Source organism: Nonomuraea solani, from assembly GCF_900108335.1.
GTDB lineage: Bacteria > Actinomycetota > Actinomycetes > Streptosporangiales > Streptosporangiaceae > Nonomuraea > Nonomuraea solani.
Genome location: NZ_FNVT01000018.1, coordinates 30,293 through 47,562, shown reverse-complemented (window position 1 = coordinate 47,562; position 17,270 = coordinate 30,293). Strand labels below are relative to the sequence as shown.

Annotated in this window: 17 protein-coding genes; 4 read left to right on the top strand and 13 right to left on the bottom strand. The window is 69.3% G+C overall.

Translation table 11 applies throughout. The features are described 5' to 3' along the window. Positions 1-11 precede the first annotated feature (11 nt). The 11 genes from C4V41_RS44025 to C4V41_RS43975 form a co-directional block, all read right to left on the bottom strand. Complete coding sequence (locus tag C4V41_RS44025) at positions 12-347, bottom strand: DUF3703 domain-containing protein (RefSeq protein WP_235030762.1); 336 nt, start codon at positions 345-347, stop codon at positions 12-14. After that, on the bottom strand, positions 340-1,107 hold the full coding sequence (locus C4V41_RS44020; RefSeq protein ID WP_103961999.1) for a cation transporter: 768 nt from the start codon (positions 1,105-1,107) through the stop codon (positions 340-342). Before C4V41_RS44020 ends, C4V41_RS44025 begins: the two co-directional genes overlap by 8 nt. Continuing rightward, positions 1,104-1,496 (bottom strand): ArsR/SmtB family transcription factor, encoded by a 393-nt coding sequence (locus C4V41_RS44015; RefSeq protein ID WP_103961998.1) that lies wholly within the window; start codon positions 1,494-1,496, stop codon positions 1,104-1,106. The genes C4V41_RS44020 and C4V41_RS44015 overlap by 4 nt, the downstream gene beginning before the upstream one ends. 222 nt (positions 1,497-1,718) lie before the next feature. Then, positions 1,719-1,928 carry a hypothetical protein gene (locus tag C4V41_RS44010; protein WP_103961997.1) on the bottom strand — a complete coding sequence of 70 codons (210 nt, stop codon included), beginning with the start codon at positions 1,926-1,928 and terminating at the stop codon, positions 1,719-1,721. A gap of 23 nt (positions 1,929-1,951) precedes the next feature. Beyond that, positions 1,952-2,854, bottom strand: a complete 903-nt coding sequence (locus tag C4V41_RS44005) for an aminoglycoside phosphotransferase family protein (protein ID WP_103961996.1) — start codon at positions 2,852-2,854, stop codon at positions 1,952-1,954. A gap of 315 nt (positions 2,855-3,169) precedes the next feature. Further along, positions 3,170-3,766, bottom strand: coding sequence for a TetR/AcrR family transcriptional regulator (locus C4V41_RS44000; RefSeq protein ID WP_200824633.1), 597 nt, complete (start codon positions 3,764-3,766; stop codon positions 3,170-3,172). Between the two features lie 120 nt (positions 3,767-3,886). Further along, positions 3,887-5,398 carry a bifunctional 3-(3-hydroxy-phenyl)propionate/3-hydroxycinnamic acid hydroxylase MhpA gene (mhpA, locus tag C4V41_RS43995; RefSeq protein ID WP_268808803.1) on the bottom strand — a complete coding sequence of 504 codons (1,512 nt, stop codon included), beginning with the start codon at positions 5,396-5,398 and terminating at the stop codon, positions 3,887-3,889. Continuing rightward, positions 5,395-7,296, bottom strand: coding sequence for an acyl-CoA synthetase (locus tag C4V41_RS43990; protein ID WP_103961993.1), 1,902 nt, complete (start codon positions 7,294-7,296; stop codon positions 5,395-5,397). Before C4V41_RS43990 ends, mhpA begins: the two co-directional genes overlap by 4 nt. Continuing rightward, positions 7,293-8,252: a fumarylacetoacetate hydrolase family protein gene (locus C4V41_RS43985; RefSeq protein WP_103961992.1), complete on the bottom strand. Its 960-nt coding sequence runs from the start codon at positions 8,250-8,252 to the stop codon at positions 7,293-7,295. Before C4V41_RS43985 ends, C4V41_RS43990 begins: the two co-directional genes overlap by 4 nt. Further along, entirely contained in the window at positions 8,249-9,391 is a 1,143-nt protein-coding gene (locus C4V41_RS43980) for a VOC family protein (RefSeq protein ID WP_103961991.1), read from the bottom strand. The genes C4V41_RS43985 and C4V41_RS43980 overlap by 4 nt, the downstream gene beginning before the upstream one ends. Continuing rightward, a complete protein-coding gene (locus C4V41_RS43975) occupies positions 9,388-10,275 on the bottom strand; it encodes an MBL fold metallo-hydrolase (RefSeq protein ID WP_160150592.1) in 888 nt (295 codons plus the stop codon). The genes C4V41_RS43980 and C4V41_RS43975 overlap by 4 nt, the downstream gene beginning before the upstream one ends. 64 nt (positions 10,276-10,339) lie before the next feature. Between C4V41_RS43975 and C4V41_RS43970 the strand changes: the two genes are divergently transcribed. The 4 genes from C4V41_RS43970 (at position 10,340) to C4V41_RS43955 (ending at position 14,266) form a co-directional block, all read left to right on the top strand. Then, positions 10,340-11,062, top strand: coding sequence for a DUF3159 domain-containing protein (locus C4V41_RS43970; RefSeq protein WP_160150591.1), 723 nt, complete (start codon positions 10,340-10,342; stop codon positions 11,060-11,062). Positions 11,063-11,235: 173 nt separating this feature from the next. Next, positions 11,236-12,426 (top strand): hypothetical protein, encoded by a 1,191-nt coding sequence (locus C4V41_RS43965; RefSeq protein ID WP_200824632.1) that lies wholly within the window; start codon positions 11,236-11,238, stop codon positions 12,424-12,426. 473 nt (positions 12,427-12,899) lie between these two features. Then, entirely contained in the window at positions 12,900-13,673 is a 774-nt protein-coding gene (locus C4V41_RS43960; protein WP_103961989.1) for a MerR family transcriptional regulator, read from the top strand. Continuing rightward, complete coding sequence (locus tag C4V41_RS43955) at positions 13,670-14,266, top strand: GyrI-like domain-containing protein (protein ID WP_103961988.1); 597 nt, start codon at positions 13,670-13,672, stop codon at positions 14,264-14,266. The genes C4V41_RS43960 and C4V41_RS43955 overlap by 4 nt, the downstream gene beginning before the upstream one ends. Here C4V41_RS43955 and C4V41_RS63410 read toward each other — a convergent pair. Both C4V41_RS63410 and C4V41_RS43945 read right to left on the bottom strand, forming a co-directional pair. Next, positions 14,256-14,693 (bottom strand): site-specific integrase, encoded by a 438-nt coding sequence (locus tag C4V41_RS63410; RefSeq protein ID WP_200824631.1) that lies wholly within the window; start codon positions 14,691-14,693, stop codon positions 14,256-14,258. The two genes, C4V41_RS43955 and C4V41_RS63410, sit on opposite strands and share 11 nt — an antisense overlap. Positions 14,694-14,724: 31 nt before the next feature. Further along, entirely contained in the window at positions 14,725-17,034 is a 2,310-nt protein-coding gene (locus tag C4V41_RS43945; RefSeq protein WP_103961987.1) for a KOW domain-containing RNA-binding protein, read from the bottom strand. Positions 17,035-17,270 lie beyond the last annotated feature (236 nt).

The window sequence follows — 17,270 nt, the reverse complement described above, 5'->3', positions numbered from 1 at the left end:
GGGAGTGAGGGTCAGGCGGCCTGCAGCACGGCGGCCAGGTCGTCGGGGACGGGCATGGGCAGGGTGATGCCGACGCGGGCGCGGCCGGTGTTGCCTTCGGGGTAGCGGCCCAGCGCCGAGCCCGGTGCCGCGACGATAATGCGCAGGACCTGGCCGAACGCTTCGCGGCGGTCGCGCTGTCGGACGGCGAGGGCCAACATGGCGAGGTGGTTGGCCGTGTGCGGCCATGGCCAGGGCTGGGACAGGATGTGGGCGAGTTCCAGGTGCCGCCAGCGGGCCTGCGCCTGGGTGGCGGTGCGGGCGGCGCGCATCTCGGCCTGGTAGGCGGCGCGCACCCGCTCAGGCATCCGGCCGATCATCGCGCCTCCTGATCGTCGTGTCGATGCTGACGGTGGTGGCGGGGGTGTCGCTTTGGCAGCAGCCGTCGGCGCAGCCCTCCTCGCTCGCCGCGGCGATCTCGTCCGCCTCACCGGCGGGGGCGAGCGGGTGCGGGCAGCAGGCGTCCCCGCGCCAGGCTTCCCGGCCTTCCTTGACCGCGACGGCGGCGATGACCAGGGCGGCGATCGGGTCGGCCCAGGACCAGCCGAACAGGCTGTTGAGCGCCAGCCCAACGAGCAGTACGCCGGACAGGTAGGTGCACAGCAGGGTCTGCTTGGAGTCGGCGACGGCGGAGGCGGAGCCGAGCTCGCGGCCTGCGTGGCGCTGGGCGTACGACAGAAACGGCATGATCACGAGCGAGAGGGCGGCCAGGATCAGGCCGGGAGTGGAGTGCTCGGCTTCGACGGCGCCGAGCAGGGCGCGTACGGCGTCGAAAGTGACGTAGGCGGCCAGCGCGAAGAATGAGATCGCGATGACTCGAAGCGCGGTCTTCTCTCGGCCTTCGTGATCGGCGGCGGAGAACTGCCAGGCGACCGCGGCGGCCGAGGCCACCTCGACGATGGAGTCGAGACCGAAGCCGATCAGCGCCGCGGAGGAGGCGATGGTGCCGGCGGTGATGGCCACGGCCGCCTCGATCACGTTGTAAGTGATGGTGGCCGCGACCAGCAACCGGATGCGGCGCCGCAGTAAGGCCCGCCGGTCCGGAGCGGGCAGGTTCAGCGAGGTCATGACATACCCTGCGCCTCAGCCGAGCCCTGCTGGGTGACGTGGACAGGGCACAACACCACGGCGTGGCCGGTGGCGGCCAGCAGGTGCTCGGCCGAGGCCAGCAGATCCATCAGCTCGGGCCGGGTCAAGGAGTAGAACGACTGCCGGCCTTCGGCGCGGTAGTCGACCAGATCGCAGTCGCGCAGACAGGCCAGATGCTTGGACACCGTGGACTGGGCCAGGCCCAGCTCCGCGGTGAGGTCCACCACCCGGGCCTCGCCGCGCGCGAGCCGTTGCACGATACGGAGCCGGGTCTCGTCGGCCAGGGAGTGGAACAGCGCCGCCGCCGGGGAGATGCCGGCCGCGATGTCGGCGCTGACACACCGGCCACCATCAGAATCAATCGCCATCTAGCGATGATAGCTCAAATGGCCTATATCATCGCAATTTGTGGGCCGTTCTTTCGCCTATGAACGCTGAGCAAGCCAGCCGTTGGATGGCCGTCGACTCCAGCACCGTCGCCCACTGGGAAAGCGGGAAGGACACCATGCGCGTGCTGAACCTGGCAGCCGTCCCGCCCGCGCGATAGCGTCCGGAGCTACCTGAGGGCGGCGAGTCGTGTCAGGCGCCTATCAAGCGAGCTCGGCGTGCTCTTCCTCCTCATCGCCCGCATTGCCGAGGCCGAACGCGAAGGATGGTTCGGCGAGGTTGAAGGACTCCAGGTCAGCCTGGCTGGCGATGACGAGAAGCTCCGCCAGCTCGATCAGGGCCACAGGCCGCGGACCTTGGCATTCCCACCACGCGCGGTGATCGACGAACCTCACGAAGGTGGGCTGCCGCATGGCCGAACACCTTCACGTGTGCATCAAATGCCCTCCAGAACACGATCAAGTGCCGCCCGGCCTGCAGGTCCCCAGTTCGGCTTGCCGCCGGGAAGGCCGCGATCTCCGTTCTGCCCCATGAGCATCAGGAAGAGGCTCTTCATAGTGGCCAGCCCGCGGGCGCGCCGGATCGCCGCCTCGTCCGCGTGCGCGTACGCGTCGAAGAACCGTGCGGCCGCGCCCGCGGGGAGCAGCACCCACGCCGCGCCGAGGTCCCACGCCGGATCGCCGGCGAACAAGGCACCGAAATCGATCACGCCCGAGAGCCTCCCGTCCGAGACGACGACATTCGCGGGATGGAGGTCACCGTGCACCCACACCGGCGGGCCCTCCCACTCGGGGGCCGCGACGGCATCGTCCCAGACGGCCCGGACGGCGCGGACATCGCCGACGGCGTCGCGGTCAATGGCCTGCAAGAACTGCTCGAAGCCGCCCGTACACCTCTTGGGGTGAGCGCCGAAGTCCGAACTGGCCGGGGCGTCGGCGGGCGCCTTCACATGGAGCGCCCTGAGGAAGCCCGCCAGCGTGTCGGCCGCGTGGGCGCCGCGGCTGATCGAGCCGTGGTCCAATGGCTCGCCGGGAACCCAGGTCATCACGGTCCAGTGCTTGGGGAATTGCTCGGACGGTTCGCCGAACCGCACCGGGGTCGGCACCGGGAGCGGCAGGCGCGGGGCCAGAACGGGTAGCCATCGCCGCTCCTTGAGCTGGAGCTCCGGGGTGGAGTCCATGCGCTGCATGCGCACGGCCAACTCGTCCCCGAGGCGCCACATTTGGTTGCCCCAGCCACCCGCCACCTCGCGGATGGCCAGCCCCGCAAGATCTGGATGTTGCTCCTGCAGCAGGTCGCGGACCAGGTCGGCGGTGATCTCGATCTCGGTGTCGGTCATGCGAAGTCACAGTACTGAGGCGGCAGGCGGAGGCGGGCGTTGGTCGAGCAGATCACCCGGCGGCTCTCGGGGTCGAAGGGGGGCCCACCATCAGCTCGAACAAGGCACGGGCTACGCCCGTCCATCTGAAAGGACCAGCTCGGGTCTTTGCACAGGTCCCAAGCTGTCTCATGGGGATCAGGTCTGGGGGGAAGAGTCAACTGCCAAATCGTCGCATGGATGTAGAGCCGGAAGGGTTGAAAATTTCTTCCTGCTGGCGGATCAGGCTGCCGAGGTGCGAAGGCACATGTGTGCCGCCCGATGCTGCGACCGACCTCAGATCGCCGTGACCGGCCCTTCGTCAGGGGGAAGCGGGAGCGTCACGATCCGGTGTGCCTCGGCGTCTTCCATGCCGAACATGCGCAGCATGTTGAGCACGGTCTGATCGGCGACATGGTCGACAGACGTCTTCGGGTCGACGCCGCACAGGTGCATTGTCGCGATCAGGCTTCCCGCCGTGCAGGCGAGCGCCACGCCGATGTCCTCCGTCTTGAAGCGGCCGGCGGCGACCGCCGCCTCGATGTCCCTGCGGGCGCGGGGCGCGTGGCCGTAGGACGCGGCGAGCAGCGCGCCCCTGCCACTCATCAGGACCCGTGCGATTCTGGGGCGTGTGCGGATCAGTCTGCCGGTGAGCCTCATTGACGTTGCGAAGACCTCGGCCGGGTCGGCGACGTTCGAGAGCATGTTTTCCAGCCAGGCGGCGTGTGACTCGAGTGCCTGGGCGATCGCCGCGTCGAGGAGTTCCGCCTTGGATGAGAAATGGTTGGAGAACGATCCGAAGCCGACGTCAGCCGCCTCAGTGATCTGTTGGATGCTGACGTCGAGGTCACCGCGCTCGGCGTAGATCTCCTGCGCAGCCTCGATCAGCGCCATGCGTGTGCGCAGCTTGCGCCGCTCTCCGCGCGATGGTGGCTGTTGAGACATGGCGATGATCGTACCTGGAAGGGCCTGTGGCTCATTCATCGGTTCGCCGTGCGCGTCGTCGTGTGGGCTTCAATGCATGCCTGCCGGTCCGGCTGCGCTGATTACGCGGTCGGGGTCGACTTGGACCCAGCCCACGCCCGCGTCTCGGAGCCAGCGGGCGAGGAGTCGCTCGCCCTTGTTGCCTTCGGGGTCGATGGTCAGCCATGTCGATGGCAGCGCGTCGGGTACGGTCGCGAGGTCGACGTGGGGGAGCGCGACGATCATTGTGCGATCGCCCAGCACTTGGTCGATCAGGATGGGTTCGTCGTGTGGGCCGGGCAGGTGGACAAGGGGGAGGAGTGTGCCGCGTACGGTGTGGGGGGTGTGCCGCTGTATTCGGGGGCCGGGTTTGAGGGGCGGAGTGCGGCTGTCGAGCAGGATTCGGCTCAGGAGCCGGGAGCGTGCGAGTTTTGGCACGAGTCGGTGGCGTGCGAGTGTGGCGAGGTGGCCGCCGCCTGTCATTACTTGGCCCATGGCCTTGGCTCGTTTGATCATCGCTGTCGCGTGGGGTTTGCGTTCGGCTTCGTAGGAGTCGAGGAGTCCGGGTTTGGCGTGTCCGCGCAGCGCGGCCGCTATTTTCCACGCGAGGTTGTGTGCGTCACGTAGGCCGGCGCACATGCCCTGGCCGATGAACGGGGGCGTGACATGGGCGGCGTCTCCGGCGAGGAAGACGCGGTTCGCGCGCCATTGTCGCGCGATGCGGGCGCGGAAGGTGTACTCCGTGCATTTGATCATGGTCAGTCGTTCGTCCGGGATTGTGCGGACCCATGGTCCGATCAGCCGGCGTAGGGCTGGGATGTCTTCGAAGTCGGCGGAGGTCTCGTCGTTGAGGAGTTGGAATTCCCAGCGGTAGCGGTTGGGTCCGATGCGCATGTAGGTGCCGGCCCGGTGGGGGTCGCAGACTTGGTGTACGCCGTCCCATGTGTCGAGGTCGAGGTCGCAGCGGATGTCGGCGATGAGCCAGCGCTGGTCGAATCCGAGGTCGTCGCTGGTGAGGCCGAGCCGGTGGCGGACCGTGCTGTTGGCTCCGTCGCAGCCGATCACGTAGGGCGCGCGCAGGCTGGCCTCGGCGCCGTCGGGGCGGCGTATGTGGACGGTCACCGATGTGGCGCGGCCGGTGTGGAGGTGCAGCAGTTCGTGGCCGCCGAGAAGTTTCACGGTGGGCAGGCTGGTGAGGTTGTCGCGCATCAGGCGTTCAAGGTCGGGCTGGTCGAACATGTTGGCCTGCGGGAGACCTGTGGCCGTCGCTCGCTCGCGGGTGAAGGTGGCCAGTTCTCGGTGGTGTCGGTCGAGGAGCCGGAGGCCGGACGCGGGGCGGGTGCGGGTGGCGAATTCGTGGCCGATGCCCAGCTCGTGGAGGATTCGGTAGACCTCGTCGTCGAGGTGGACGGCCCGTGGCAGCGGGTAGACGTCGTGATGGCGTTCGACGACGGCGACGCGGAGGTCGCGGCGGCCCAGCAGGGTCGCCGCCGTCAGGCCGGTGGGGCCGCCACCGATCACGATGACATCCAGGGCTTCGGTGTCGGTTTTCGCCGGTGTCACCGTCCTGGCTCCTTTGCTTTCGTTTCGGTACGGATGTCGATGTCGTATCCCCGTAGGATGGCTGCGGCTTCGCCGAGCTTGCCGTCGCCGGTCAGGTGTGCGACCAGCCGGCCTGCGTCGTGGGCGATGTCGATGTTGACGGTGTCGATGCCGCGTTCGGTGAGCTCGTCACGGAGGTGTCCGGTCGCGGCTTGGGCGCGCAGGGCGGGTTTGAAGGGTTTGCCGATCTCGGTGAGCGGGATCGAGTCGAGCACGGTGATCGTTTTGGGGCGCGCTGCCGGTTCGCTGATGTGCTCGTCCGCCCATGCCATCAGCTCTTGCGCGGTGATGTCGGTGGCTGAGAGTGCGACGAAGGCCACCGGCACTTCGCCGGATGTACGGTCGGGCCGGCCGACGGCTGCGGCGGCGCTCACGGCGGGGTGGCGGAGCAGGACGTCTTCGATGATGGCGGGGTCGATGTTGTGGCCGCCGCGGATGATCAGGTCCTTCTGCCGGCCGCGCAGGTGGATCCGCTCGTTGAGCACGAATCCCAGGTCGCCGGTGCGCAGCCAGCCGTCGATGACGATGTCGCTGTCGGAGACCCGTCGGTGGTCACCGTCGCGCCGCAGATATCCCGCGAACACGGTGGGTCCGCTGATCACCAGTTCGCCGGTCTCGCCCGGGGGCAGCGGTCGTACTCGGCCGTTCGTCTCGTCGACGACGGCGGCCGCCACCGTCTGGTAGGGCAGCCGTTGTCCGGCCGAACCGGGGTGTGCGTCACCGGGAAGGGTCGCCGATGACGCGCACGTGCCCTCGGTGAGCCCGTAGCCTTCCAGCAGTTCGAGCCCGGTGGCCTCGGTGAATGCCCGCCGTACGCTGTCCGGTAGTGGCGCGGCGCCGACTATCGGAGTTTTCAGGGAGCTGATGTCGGCGTCGACCGGTATGGCGGCGAGGAGCGCGTAGACGGTCGGCACCGCCGACATGGCGCGCGGCCGGTAGTGCTCGACAAGCCGCCAGAACGAGGTGTAGAGCTTCGGGTCGCGGTAGCCGCGGGGGCTCGGCCAGATCGACCGGGCTCCCGTCACCATTGGCGCCAGTGCGGTCACCAGAAGTGCGTTGACGTGGAAGAGCGGCAGGCCGGCGACAATGCTCTGTCCTGCGGTGGCGCCGCCTGCCAGGGTGAGGCTCCATGCCATTACCGCCTGGTTGCGGTGGGTGTGGGCGGCCACCTTGGGGGTGCCGGTGGTGCCGCCGGTGTGGAAGAAGGCCGCGAGGTCGTCGGGCGCCGGCGGTGCGGTGGGCAGGGCCGCGGGGGCGGGCTTGTCGCCGTTCACGAGGTCGTCGAGCCGTAGGGTGCGCAGTCCTGGCCGTTTCTCCAGTTCGGGTGCCCTGCGGTGGTCGTGGCCGTCGGGTGACAGGGCGACAAGGGTCTCGATTCCGAGGGCGGCGGCGCCGTCGAGGAGTCGTTTCCAGAGTTCCTCGTCGAGTTCGGGGCCGGCGGTGATCAGCACGCGGGAGCCGGTGAGGCGGATGATGTGGGCGACGTGACGCAGGTCGAGCGCGGAGTTGACGGGGGCGGCGATGCCGATGGCCTCGGCTGCCAGGGTGGCGGCGAGGAGATCGCCGCAGTTGGGCGCCATCAGGGTGACCGCGTCGTGGCGGTCGATGCCCACTGTGTGCAGGGCGTGGGCGATCGCGTGCACGCGTTCGAGCAGTGCGCCGAACGTGACCCTCACGTGGTTCTCGATGGCGGCCGTGTCGGGGATCCACAGGGAGCATGGTTCGTTCGGCCATCGCTGTGCGGCGCGTACGAGCAGGTCGTAGGTGGTGAGGGCGAGGTCGCGGCCGGACAGTGGCTCGCGCTCGATGGCGTGGAGATCGGCCGGCCCGGTGAGCGGCGGGAGGCCGGCCGGGCTCACAGTGCGGTCCTGCGCGCCGGGCCGCGCACGATGTTCGTCTGCCGGCCGAGATCGATGCCGGTCAGGGGGTCGGTGATGGTCGCGGCGATCACGTCGCCGTCCTTGAGATAGTGGGGGTTGTCGGCCTGGCGTTTGAAGAAGGCCTTCCACTTCACCGCCGGTGGGAGGAGGGCGCCGATCTTCTCCAGTATCGGGCCGGGTGCCTTGAGGGCGGTGCCGCCCGGCGTGCCGGTGAGTAGCAGGTCACCGGCATCGAGCGCTTGGAAGCGGGCGAGCAGGGTGAGCGCGCGGGCGGGTTTGACGATCATGTCCGCTACGGTGCTGTCCTGGCGGATCTCGCCGTTGACGCTCAAGGTCAGCCGCAGTCGTTCGAGGGTGGCGAGCTCGTCGCCGTCGAGCAGGGTGAGGTACGGGCCGACGGGGGTGAAGGTGGGGTAGGACTTCGCTTCGTAGAACTGCGTGCGGGTGAGCTGGATGTCGCGGGCGCTGACGTCGTTGGTGACGGCGATGCCCGCGACCACGTCGGTGAGGTCGTCGTCGGTCACCACGGTGCCGACGTCGATTCGGCGCCCGATGACCAGGCCGAGCTCGATCTCGTAGTCGAGGAATCCGACGTGGTCGGGGCATCGGATGGCGTCGTTCGGCCCGCAGACCGAACCCGATGCCTTGCGGAAGAAGGTGGGAAGCACCGAGCGGGGGTCGAATCCGGAGTCGTGGGCGTGGCTGCGGTAGTTGACCATCTGGGCGACCACCCGGGCCGGTACGGTGACCGGGGACAGCAGGCTGACGTCCTGGAGTCTGGGCCCGTCGGGATCGGGTGTGCCGGCGGCCTTCTCTATCGGTGACCGGTCGGCGAGGAGGTCGGCGGTGGTCGTCGCGTCGGTCGTGATCCGGGTGAGCCGGCCGTCGTGTTCGGTCCACCAGCCGTCGCCGGTGCGTGCCACGTTCGTGCTCATGCCGCCATCGCTTTCGCCAGTGCCTTCAGTACGTCTTTGTCGATTTCGTTGGTCTTGTCGCCCAGCGCCTTGAGCAGGGCCGCGACCGTGCCGGGGCGGGGTGTGCCTCCGAGGAAGTCGCGGGAGACGGGTGGTCCCCATTGGGCGAGTCCGCTGGCGCTCATGGGTGCCCAGCCCGGGGTGAGGGAGGCGTCGAAGAGGTCGCCGTCGGCGTAGTGTTCGACCATCATCTGGTCGGGGTCGCGCCAGTAGTCGAAGATCTGGCTGCCCTGGATGTGCCGGCCGATGCCCCACACGCGCCGGTAGCCCTGGTCGGCGAGGTGCTGTCCGCCCGCTGCCACGGCGTCCAGGTCGGTGACCTGGTAGGCCGAGTGCACGTATCCGACGCGTGGCCCCAGGTGCATGGCGAGCGTGTGGTGGTCCGTCGGTACCGAGCCGAGGTCGCAGCGCATGAACGCCATCGTGGGTCCGCGGTCGCGGAGGTCGTCGAGGTAGAGGAAGTCGCTGACGATCAGGCCGAGTGCCTCGAGGTACCACGACAGGGCGCGCTGAAATCTCGTCGTCTCCAGCACGATGTGCCCGAGGCGCTGCACGTGTGCCGCGGCAGGCGGGGTCCGCTGGGGGGTGTTGAACCGCGTCGGTTTCGTGCCGAAGTTGAGTTCCAGCGGGTCGCGTTCCGTCAGGGCGGCCGGCCGGTCCAGGCCGGCGACGACACGTACCGTGATCCCGCTCGGATCCGTGAGCTGGACGGCTTGGCCGCTGCCGAGCGGCAGGACGTTCGCTCCGGCCCAGCGGGCCAGCCGGCGCACGTCGGTGACCGATTCCGCCAGGAACGTCGTGCCGGCGAAGCGGGCGTCACGGCCGCGGCGGATGACCAGGCACGGCAGGGCCGAGAAGGTTCCGCGCAGGCTGAGCCGGTCCGGTGTGCGCTCGTGGACGACGAACCCGAAGTCGCGTGCGAAGCGTTCGGCACGGTCGAGGTCGGGTTTCACGAACTCCAGCCAGCCGAGCTCGACCACCTTGATCACCGGGTTGCGGGCGCGGCCCGGGTGTTCCCCGCGCAGTGCGCCGAGCTCACTGTGCAGCCCTTGATGCACATCGGCCTGGGCGACCGCGCCTGGGATTTCGATTTCGATCATTGTTGATCACCTGGGATCGTCTCCGGGGGAAGGGTGAGCGTCATGAGGTCGTGGCCGACCGATATCCGCCCGGCGAACCCGCCGCGGCGCACGTCGGCCTCGTACGCGGCGACCTGGTCCGGCGTCGTCGGCTCGGGAATGAGATGGGTGAGCACGAGGTGGGGTACGCCGACGTGCTTGGCCATCTCGCCCAGCGCCACGGTGTCGGCGTGGTAGCTGAAGATCGTCTCGAAGGGCGTGTTCCGGGCGAACTCCGCGAGCGCCGTACTCCGGCACGCCTCGTGGACCACGATGTCGGCGCCGGCGGACAAGGCAGCGATCTCGTCGCAGACCCGGGTGTCGCCGGACACGACGATCACCCCGTCGGGGGTCGTGATCCGGTAGCCGACGGCCTGTTCGACCGGCTCGTGGCGTACGCGGACGGCCTCGACGGCGACGCGGCCACAGGGACTGCGCCAGACCTCGGCCGGGACGTCCGGGAGCTGAAACCAGTGACCGGTCACCTGGGGCGGGCCGTCCTGCACGTGCCGCATCCGCACCTCCACGTCGTACGCGTTCGCGGCCAGCACTCGCTGGACGAAGGCGGGGGCGTGGCCGTCGGCCGCCACCACCGGGAGAGGGCCGGTGCCGTGCAGGTGGTCTTGAACCCAGCGGGTGTGGGCCAGGTCGGCGACGTCGCTGACGTGGTCGCTGTGCAGGTGGGTGAGCAGCAGGGCCGACAGTTGGTGCGGGTTGATCCCGGTCTGGGCCAGGCGCATCAGCGTGGACCGGCCGGCATCGATCTGCAGATGGACATCTTCGTGGCTCACCAGTACGCCCGGGCCCGCCCGGTCCGCGCTCGGGAACGGAACGCCGGTGCCGGTCAGCGTCACGGTGGTCGTCATCGCCGGCTCCTTTCGCTTGTGAAAGCCTGGCTCTCGCATAGATGATTGCTTTATCAGAGTTGATGTGTCAATCATTATTGTGCCGCGGCTGTACGGCGTCGATGACGCGACGGCCGTCCCGGCCACCCGACGACGGCAGGAGGAAGCATTGCCCGGCGAAGGCAACGAACCGATACGCGTCCCACCTCGGCGGGCGGCCGACGTCGGGCGGCACATCGTCGACGCGGTCGCCGCGCCGGCGGCCTTCCTGGCGGCCGAATCACGCTGGGGTCCCGAGTGGGGGGCGGTCGTCGCGCTGGTGGTCGCGCTGGTGGTCGCCCTGGTCCGTCGTCATCGCGGTGACCCGTTGCTCGTCGTCACGGTGTCGACCTCGATCGTGGCCTTCCACAGCGTGAGTGCCATCGCCTTCGGCGAAGGGCGCGCGTTCTATTTCCCCGAGCTCGTCATCAACGCCGCCGGCCTCGTGGTGTGCGCAGGTTCCCTGGTCATCGGACGCCCCATCACCGAGCCGGTGTGCCGCAGGACCGGGCTGGAACCCGCGCGCACGGCCGGCGATCCGGCGGCCCGGCATCGCCACCGCCGCCTGACGGCCGCCTGGACCGCGCTGTGGGTGAGCCACCTCGTACCGCTGTGCGCCCTCTACGCGATCGACTCGGTCGTCGGGCTCACTCTGCTCAGCGCGCTGTTCGCCAAGCCGACGATGCTCGCGATGGCCGGCCTCACCATCGTGACGGTGCGCCGTGCCGTACCCGTCAAGGCTCGACCGGCTCCATCAACCGGGAGGTGAGGTGTCGTACGGGCAGCACGCAAGCGTCATTGTCGGTGGCCACGCGCTCGGATCCACGTGCTCCCTGGCGGGCGGCCGACATTGACAGTTTCATCAAGTTAGCGCAAACATGGGCTCGCCCGATCAAGAACGCTGTAACAGCATCCCCGACCTTCACGCAGGGAGCAGAGCGCATGCTACGCCGACTGTCGATCATCTCCTTGACCGCGGTGATCGCCGTCTCAACGGCCACTTCCACCTCCGCGTCCGCCCAGGCAGGACTCGCGACCGACCGCAAACCCGACCGCGCGCACGGCGCCCTGGGCGCCAACTTCAACCAGAACATCGACGACCTGGACTACGCCGAACTGCGCGAGGCCGGAGCCGAGTGGGTACGCGGATTCTTCCCGATGCCCGCCACCGACCAGGGCGACCCCGGCGGGCACATCGCCATCCGCACCCTCAACGAGGCGTCCGGGCGCGGCCACCAGACCATCCTCAGCCTGAAGTTCCCCTACAACAACGCCTCCTTCCCCGCGCCCGGCAGCGCGAAGCTGGCCGCGGAACTGGCCCGGCTGGACAAGGTCCTGCCCACGGTGATGGGCAAGGTGGACATCCTCACGATCGGCAACGAGCCCTTCATCGAAAGCCTGCCCGCCGAACGCGACCAGCGCCTCAACGCCTTCTACGAGGCCGTCGCCCGGCATGTCATCGACTACCGGCGCAAGCGGTGCGGCACCGGCTGCGGCACCGCGCTCTACATGGGCGCGCTCAACCGGCTCGACCAGGCCGACTGGCGCTCACCGGCCGCCGTACGCTGGATGACCTTCGTCCGCGAGACGCCGGACATCGAGGGCGTGGACATCCACCCGCACCTCCCCTCGCCCCAGAGCGCCCAGCCGTTCCTGGACTTCATCCTGCCGAAGATGCGTCCCGAGCAGACGTTCCTGGTCACCGAGTTCTCCCTCGTCCGGTACTGGAAGCAGCACCTGCGGGACAAGATCCCGGCCGGGTTCGCCAGGCGGTACGGTTTCGCCGCCGGCACTCAGGTCTGGCAGGTCATCAAGGCCGCCATCGACGAGCCGTTCACCGAGAAGAAGTGGGACGCCTTCCTGACGTCCAGCCCCTGGTTCAAGAGCCAGTCCGGCTTCCTGCGCGACCAGATGAAACTGTACCGGGGCACCGGGCGGCTGGCGGTGGCCACGTACGGGTTCAAGCAGGACAAGCCGATGGTCACCAATTTCGGGCCGGACAAGGACCCGTGGCTGCTCAACAGCGTGTTCGCGCCGTACACGGTCAAGCCGCGCGCCTCGTCCGCGCTGTCGGGGCGGGGCTTCTGGCTGGAAAGCTTCAAAGCACTGCAGCAGACCTCCCGACGGAACTGATGGGCCTGCCCTGAGCACGAGATATGGCCATCCGGGAGAGGCGCAGATGGATCCCTGACTGTCCGTCTGGTGGCGCGGTCTGAGCAGGCCATCTGCATGATCGCCTGGCGCAAATGTCCAGACCCGCGCACCGTCCTGACCATGGTTCGGCCCACCGCCGACACCGCCAGGATCGGGTGGCTGCGGCCGGGCAACTCCGTGGTTGCCGTCCAGTTCGCCACGTCCCGGATCCGGATGCCGTACTGGCGGCAGCGGGCAGTGGGTCAGGCTGTCGCTCGGAATCACCGACCCGAACAGGCGCACCGTAGCGACCTGGATCGGCTACGGACACGTGTCCACCCGCGCTGAGACCCTCGATGGCCAGCGCGATGCCCTGACCGCCGCCAGGTTCGTTGACGAGGCATCGGGAAAGATCGATCAACGCCCGGAGCTCGACTGGACTCTCCCACATTGGGAGACCCCATGCTGGGGGCATGGACGAGGAGCTGTTGCCGATCGGGCGGTTCGCCAGGCTCGGTCGGCTGAGCATCAAGCAGCTGCGGCATTACGCCGAGCTCGGACTGCTGGTGCCCGCGTACGTGGACGAGCACACCGGCTACCGCTACTACCGGCACGAGCAGGCGCGCGACGCGCTGTCGATCGGGCTGCTGCGCTCGCTCGACGTCCCGCTCACCGTCATCGCGCAGGTGCTCTCCGATACGCCCGGTGTCCTGGAAGGGGTGCACGAGCGGCTGGAAGCCGAGCTGGCCAGGCGCCGATCGACGCTGGCCGCCCTGGAGCGCGTCATGACGGAGGGCCTGCCGTCCGCTCCCGTCACGGTGGTCACAGAACCGGCGCGGCGCGTGGCGGTGGCCACCGCCACGGCGGCAGACCCGTCAGACGTCGGCCGGGCCACCTCGGATGTCATCGCCAGGCTGCGGGCTGCGTCGTCGGCCGCCGCTCCCGAGCTCATCGGCCTGTTCCCGCTCGACCTCGGCGAGCCCGTCACCGTCTCCGTCGCTCTGGTCAGCGAGGAGCCGGTAGCGGGGGCACAGCTCGACGTGCTGCCAGGCGGCCGGTTCGCCAGCGCCACTCACGTCGGCCCGTACGGCCAGATCGGGCTGACCGCGCATGCGCTGCTGTCCTGGTGTGCTGAGCGTCGCTGTCCCGTCCGCGGTCCGATCCGCGAGGTGTATGTGTCCGACCCGGCAACCACCCCGCCCGATCGGCTGATCACCCACCTGATGATTCCTTTGGAGGAGCTATGACACCGCAATTGGTCCACTGCGACCCCGTCACCTGCCTCAACGTCACCGGCATGGGCGAGCCCGGCGGCGCCGAGCACGTCTCGGCCATCGGCGCCCTGTACGCCGTGGCCTCCGTCATGGGCGGCCCGGCCGGCCCTCTGGAGGGCCGTTGGTGGGTGGAGGACACCTCTCGGCCGCCGCTGGAGGTGCCGCGCGATCAGTGGCGGTGGCATCTGCTGCTGCCGCTGCCTGACGTACCCGAGCCGGGGGTGGCCGAAGCGGCGCGTGAGCAGGCACGCGCATCCGGCGCGGCCGTCGACCGCGTCCAGGTTGTCACCTTCACCGAGGGCGAATGCGTGGAGTTGCTCCACGAGGGGCCCTACAGCGAAGAGAAGGCGTCGCTCGACGTGATGGACGCCTACATGGACGAGCACGGTCTGGTGCGCAACGGGCTGCACCACGAGATCTACCTGACCGATTTCACCGATCCTGAGCCCAAGACGATGCTCAGGCAGCCGGTGGCACGCAGCTCCGCAACGCGCTGTCCAAGCTCATCACCAGACATGGCTGGACTACCAGGGATGAGCCCCGCTGACCGGCGCCTCAGTGCTTAGCGGGAATTTCCAGCCGGATATGACCAGGACCCCAGATCACCGCCAGGACCTTGGCGACGTCGGCCGCGCCGGCGGGGCGGGGCAGGTTCTTGGGCACCTTGACGGGAGCGGACGGCAGGCCCTCCGTCATGATGCGGTCCATCGGGTTGGCGGCCAGAAGGTCGTGGCGGACGGCCCACGTGGCGAAGGAGGCGATCGCGGCGCGCTTACGCTTGCGGCCGGCCGGCGACAACTCGGCGAGCCCGGCCAGGAACGCGCGAACCGGCGCGGCGGTCAGCTCGCCGATCTCCTCGCCGTGGTGGGGCGAGGACCGGATCCACCGTACCGACCTCCACCACTCGCGAAGTTGCCAGACAACATGGACGCCGAGGCCGCCACGCTCGGGCGCACGCCCGGCACCCCGTCTGCGCCTTCGCCTGCGTGACACGGCGCGCTTGCGAGGTCTTGCCCGGCCCGCGTCACGGGCCGAAGACGAGGTCGGTGCCGATGCCGTCCAGCCAATCCCAGAACTGCCTGTGGCCGCTGATCTCCCACCCCTTGAATGCCCAGGCAGCGACCGTGGGATTGCCGTCCCCGTCCAGCACGTCGAGGTCAAGGACGTAATCGTCGTAGTCGGCACGGCCTACAGAGTGGACGAACCGGTCCGGCGGCAGCCCGCCGAGCCGCTTGGCTGCCACGCTCCAGCTGTCGCCGTCGAAGAACTCCAGGGTGTTCATGGTCAGCGCGCCGCCGACGCCATCGCCGAGAGCCGGCTTCAGGTGGTGGTGGATCGCCCAAAAGTCACGGATCGGTCGTGGCACCGGCCCAGCCAGTAGCGGCACCCTGGCGGCTGGGTCGGCGTAGTGCGGTGCGGCGCCGATCACGATGGACAGGTAATAGTCGATGGCCGGGTCGGCGAACCTGTCAAGACCGTCCGGTGCAGGGATGAGCCGTCCGCTGCCGTCGTCGTCCCGGTGCCAGGCGAAGTAGCCGAGCGCCGCCGTGCCGTCGTCCTGCGAGAGCAGGGCCAAGGCGAGGGTACGGTCGCGGACGGCAGCGACAAACCGCGGCGCGAGCTCGGCGACCGGAGCCCAGACCCGCGTGAGCGCGGCGGCGAGCCCGCCATCGGCCGGGATACCCCACGGATTGTTCGGGAACGGCACGTCGCCGATGCCGTCGTGCAGGAAGAGCCCGGTCACCGTCGTGCCATCCTCGACGATCGGCTGAACCAGGTCGAGACGGCGCCCAGCGAGCATCGCCCGCGCAAGCCGTCCCTTCCGGACCCAATCGTCCTCGGCGGCGTGAAATTGGGCGGCGAGCGCGCCCGCCAGCTCATCAGCCAAGGGACTCGCCGCGGCCGCCGGTGCACTGGCGTCGGACGGCGCCGGAGCCAGTTCGCCGACGCCTTCGAAGGTGACCCCGGGCACCCGCTCCGGGAGGTCGCCGAGATCGGCGATCCCCGTACGCCCGAGGCTGACGAAGTGCAGCCCGGGCAGCTCGGTGACCACCGACAGATCCTGCGCGGGGCAGGCGACCAGCCCCAGCACCTGCAGTGTCGCCATGCCGGCGAGCGGGGACAGGTCATGTACCCGGGTCCGGTGCACGAACAACCGGCGCAGCTGGAGCCCGGCCAGCGGGGTGAGGTCCTCGAGCGGGCCATCGCACATGGACAGATCACGCAGGTGCGTCGCGGCGGCCACGGGCGAGATGTCGGTGACCAGGGTGCCGTCCAACGTGAGGGAGGTGACCTGGGTCAGGCGGGCGAGCGGGCCGATGTCGTCGATCGGAGCCTCGACCGTCAGTTCGCGCAGGCTCCGCGCCGGGGCGAGGGCTGAGGCGAGGACTACCACGTCGATCGGGGCGGTCGAATGCACCGCCAGCCACCGCAGGTTCGGCAGTTGCGCGAGCGGGGACAGGTCGGCCGGCCGGTACAGGTCGAGCCGGAGCCCGTCCACCGCCTCGAGCGCGTCCGGCGGGATCGGGCCGTCGCTGATCCCGGTCGCGGAACGGATCGCCAGTTCGACGCTGCGCTCCTGGGGCAGGCCGACACCGGTACGGGCCGCTCGCGCGTAGGCGTACCGGCTCGGGTTGCCGCGCGAGGGGCCGGCCCGGCGCTCCTCCTCGGACCGGCCGGCCTCCCACCGCTCGTAGTCCCGGTCCTCAGCAGCCATCCGCGCCCGTTCGAGACGTTCGCCGGCCCGGTCGAACGGCGAAGCCTCCTCTTCCGCCTCCACGCCCACTTCTCCGAAGATGGCGGCGAGCAGGCGCTGCTCGGCGTCGGGCTCGGGGGCCCGTTCCCGCTGTTCGGCGGCGGCTGGGCGACCCGGCAGCCAGTATGCGGGGTCGGCGTCGATCACCCGGCGGGCCTCGTCGACCGCACGCTCGGCGAGCTCGCGGCCATACCGCTCCAGCGCGGTCAGCTTGCGTGCCTCGGCCCGCGCTCGAGCCTTGTCGCGATGAACGACGTAGGCGTCCCACTCGGCGGCCAGATCGGACTCGGGTGCGTCGAGGCGGTCAAGGAAGAATGCGAACGTTTCCGTCTCGGCGAGCCGGTCGTGCTCGACGGCGATCCGGTCGCGCAGTGCCGCATGCGTGTCGGTGACGACGTCCACGACCTGCGGCCCCGAGGTGGCCCCGGCGATGCGTACCTGGCTGGGGTGCAGCTCCACCACGGTCCGTCGGCCGAAGACGCTGACTTGGACCAGCACCCGGTCACCCTCGTGTGAGGTGAGCACCGCATCCAACCCGGCGTAGATGCCATCGACCACATCAACCCGGATCTCGTCCATAACAGATCTTGGCACGTTCAGGGGTGCCGACGCCCATTGATCGCACCCCTCGGCGAGGGCAGGGCGGCAGCCCGTACAGGATGGCCTCCAAGGAACCTGGACCGGTTCAGGGCCCGCCACAGCGCCCCGCCTCCCTCGGCGGGCGCATACGGCTGCGGACCGATGCCACCATCGAAACGCTCATGGCCAAGAGCGACCTCGACGTCGGCACCGAGGCCCTCTTGCGCGGGCCGCAA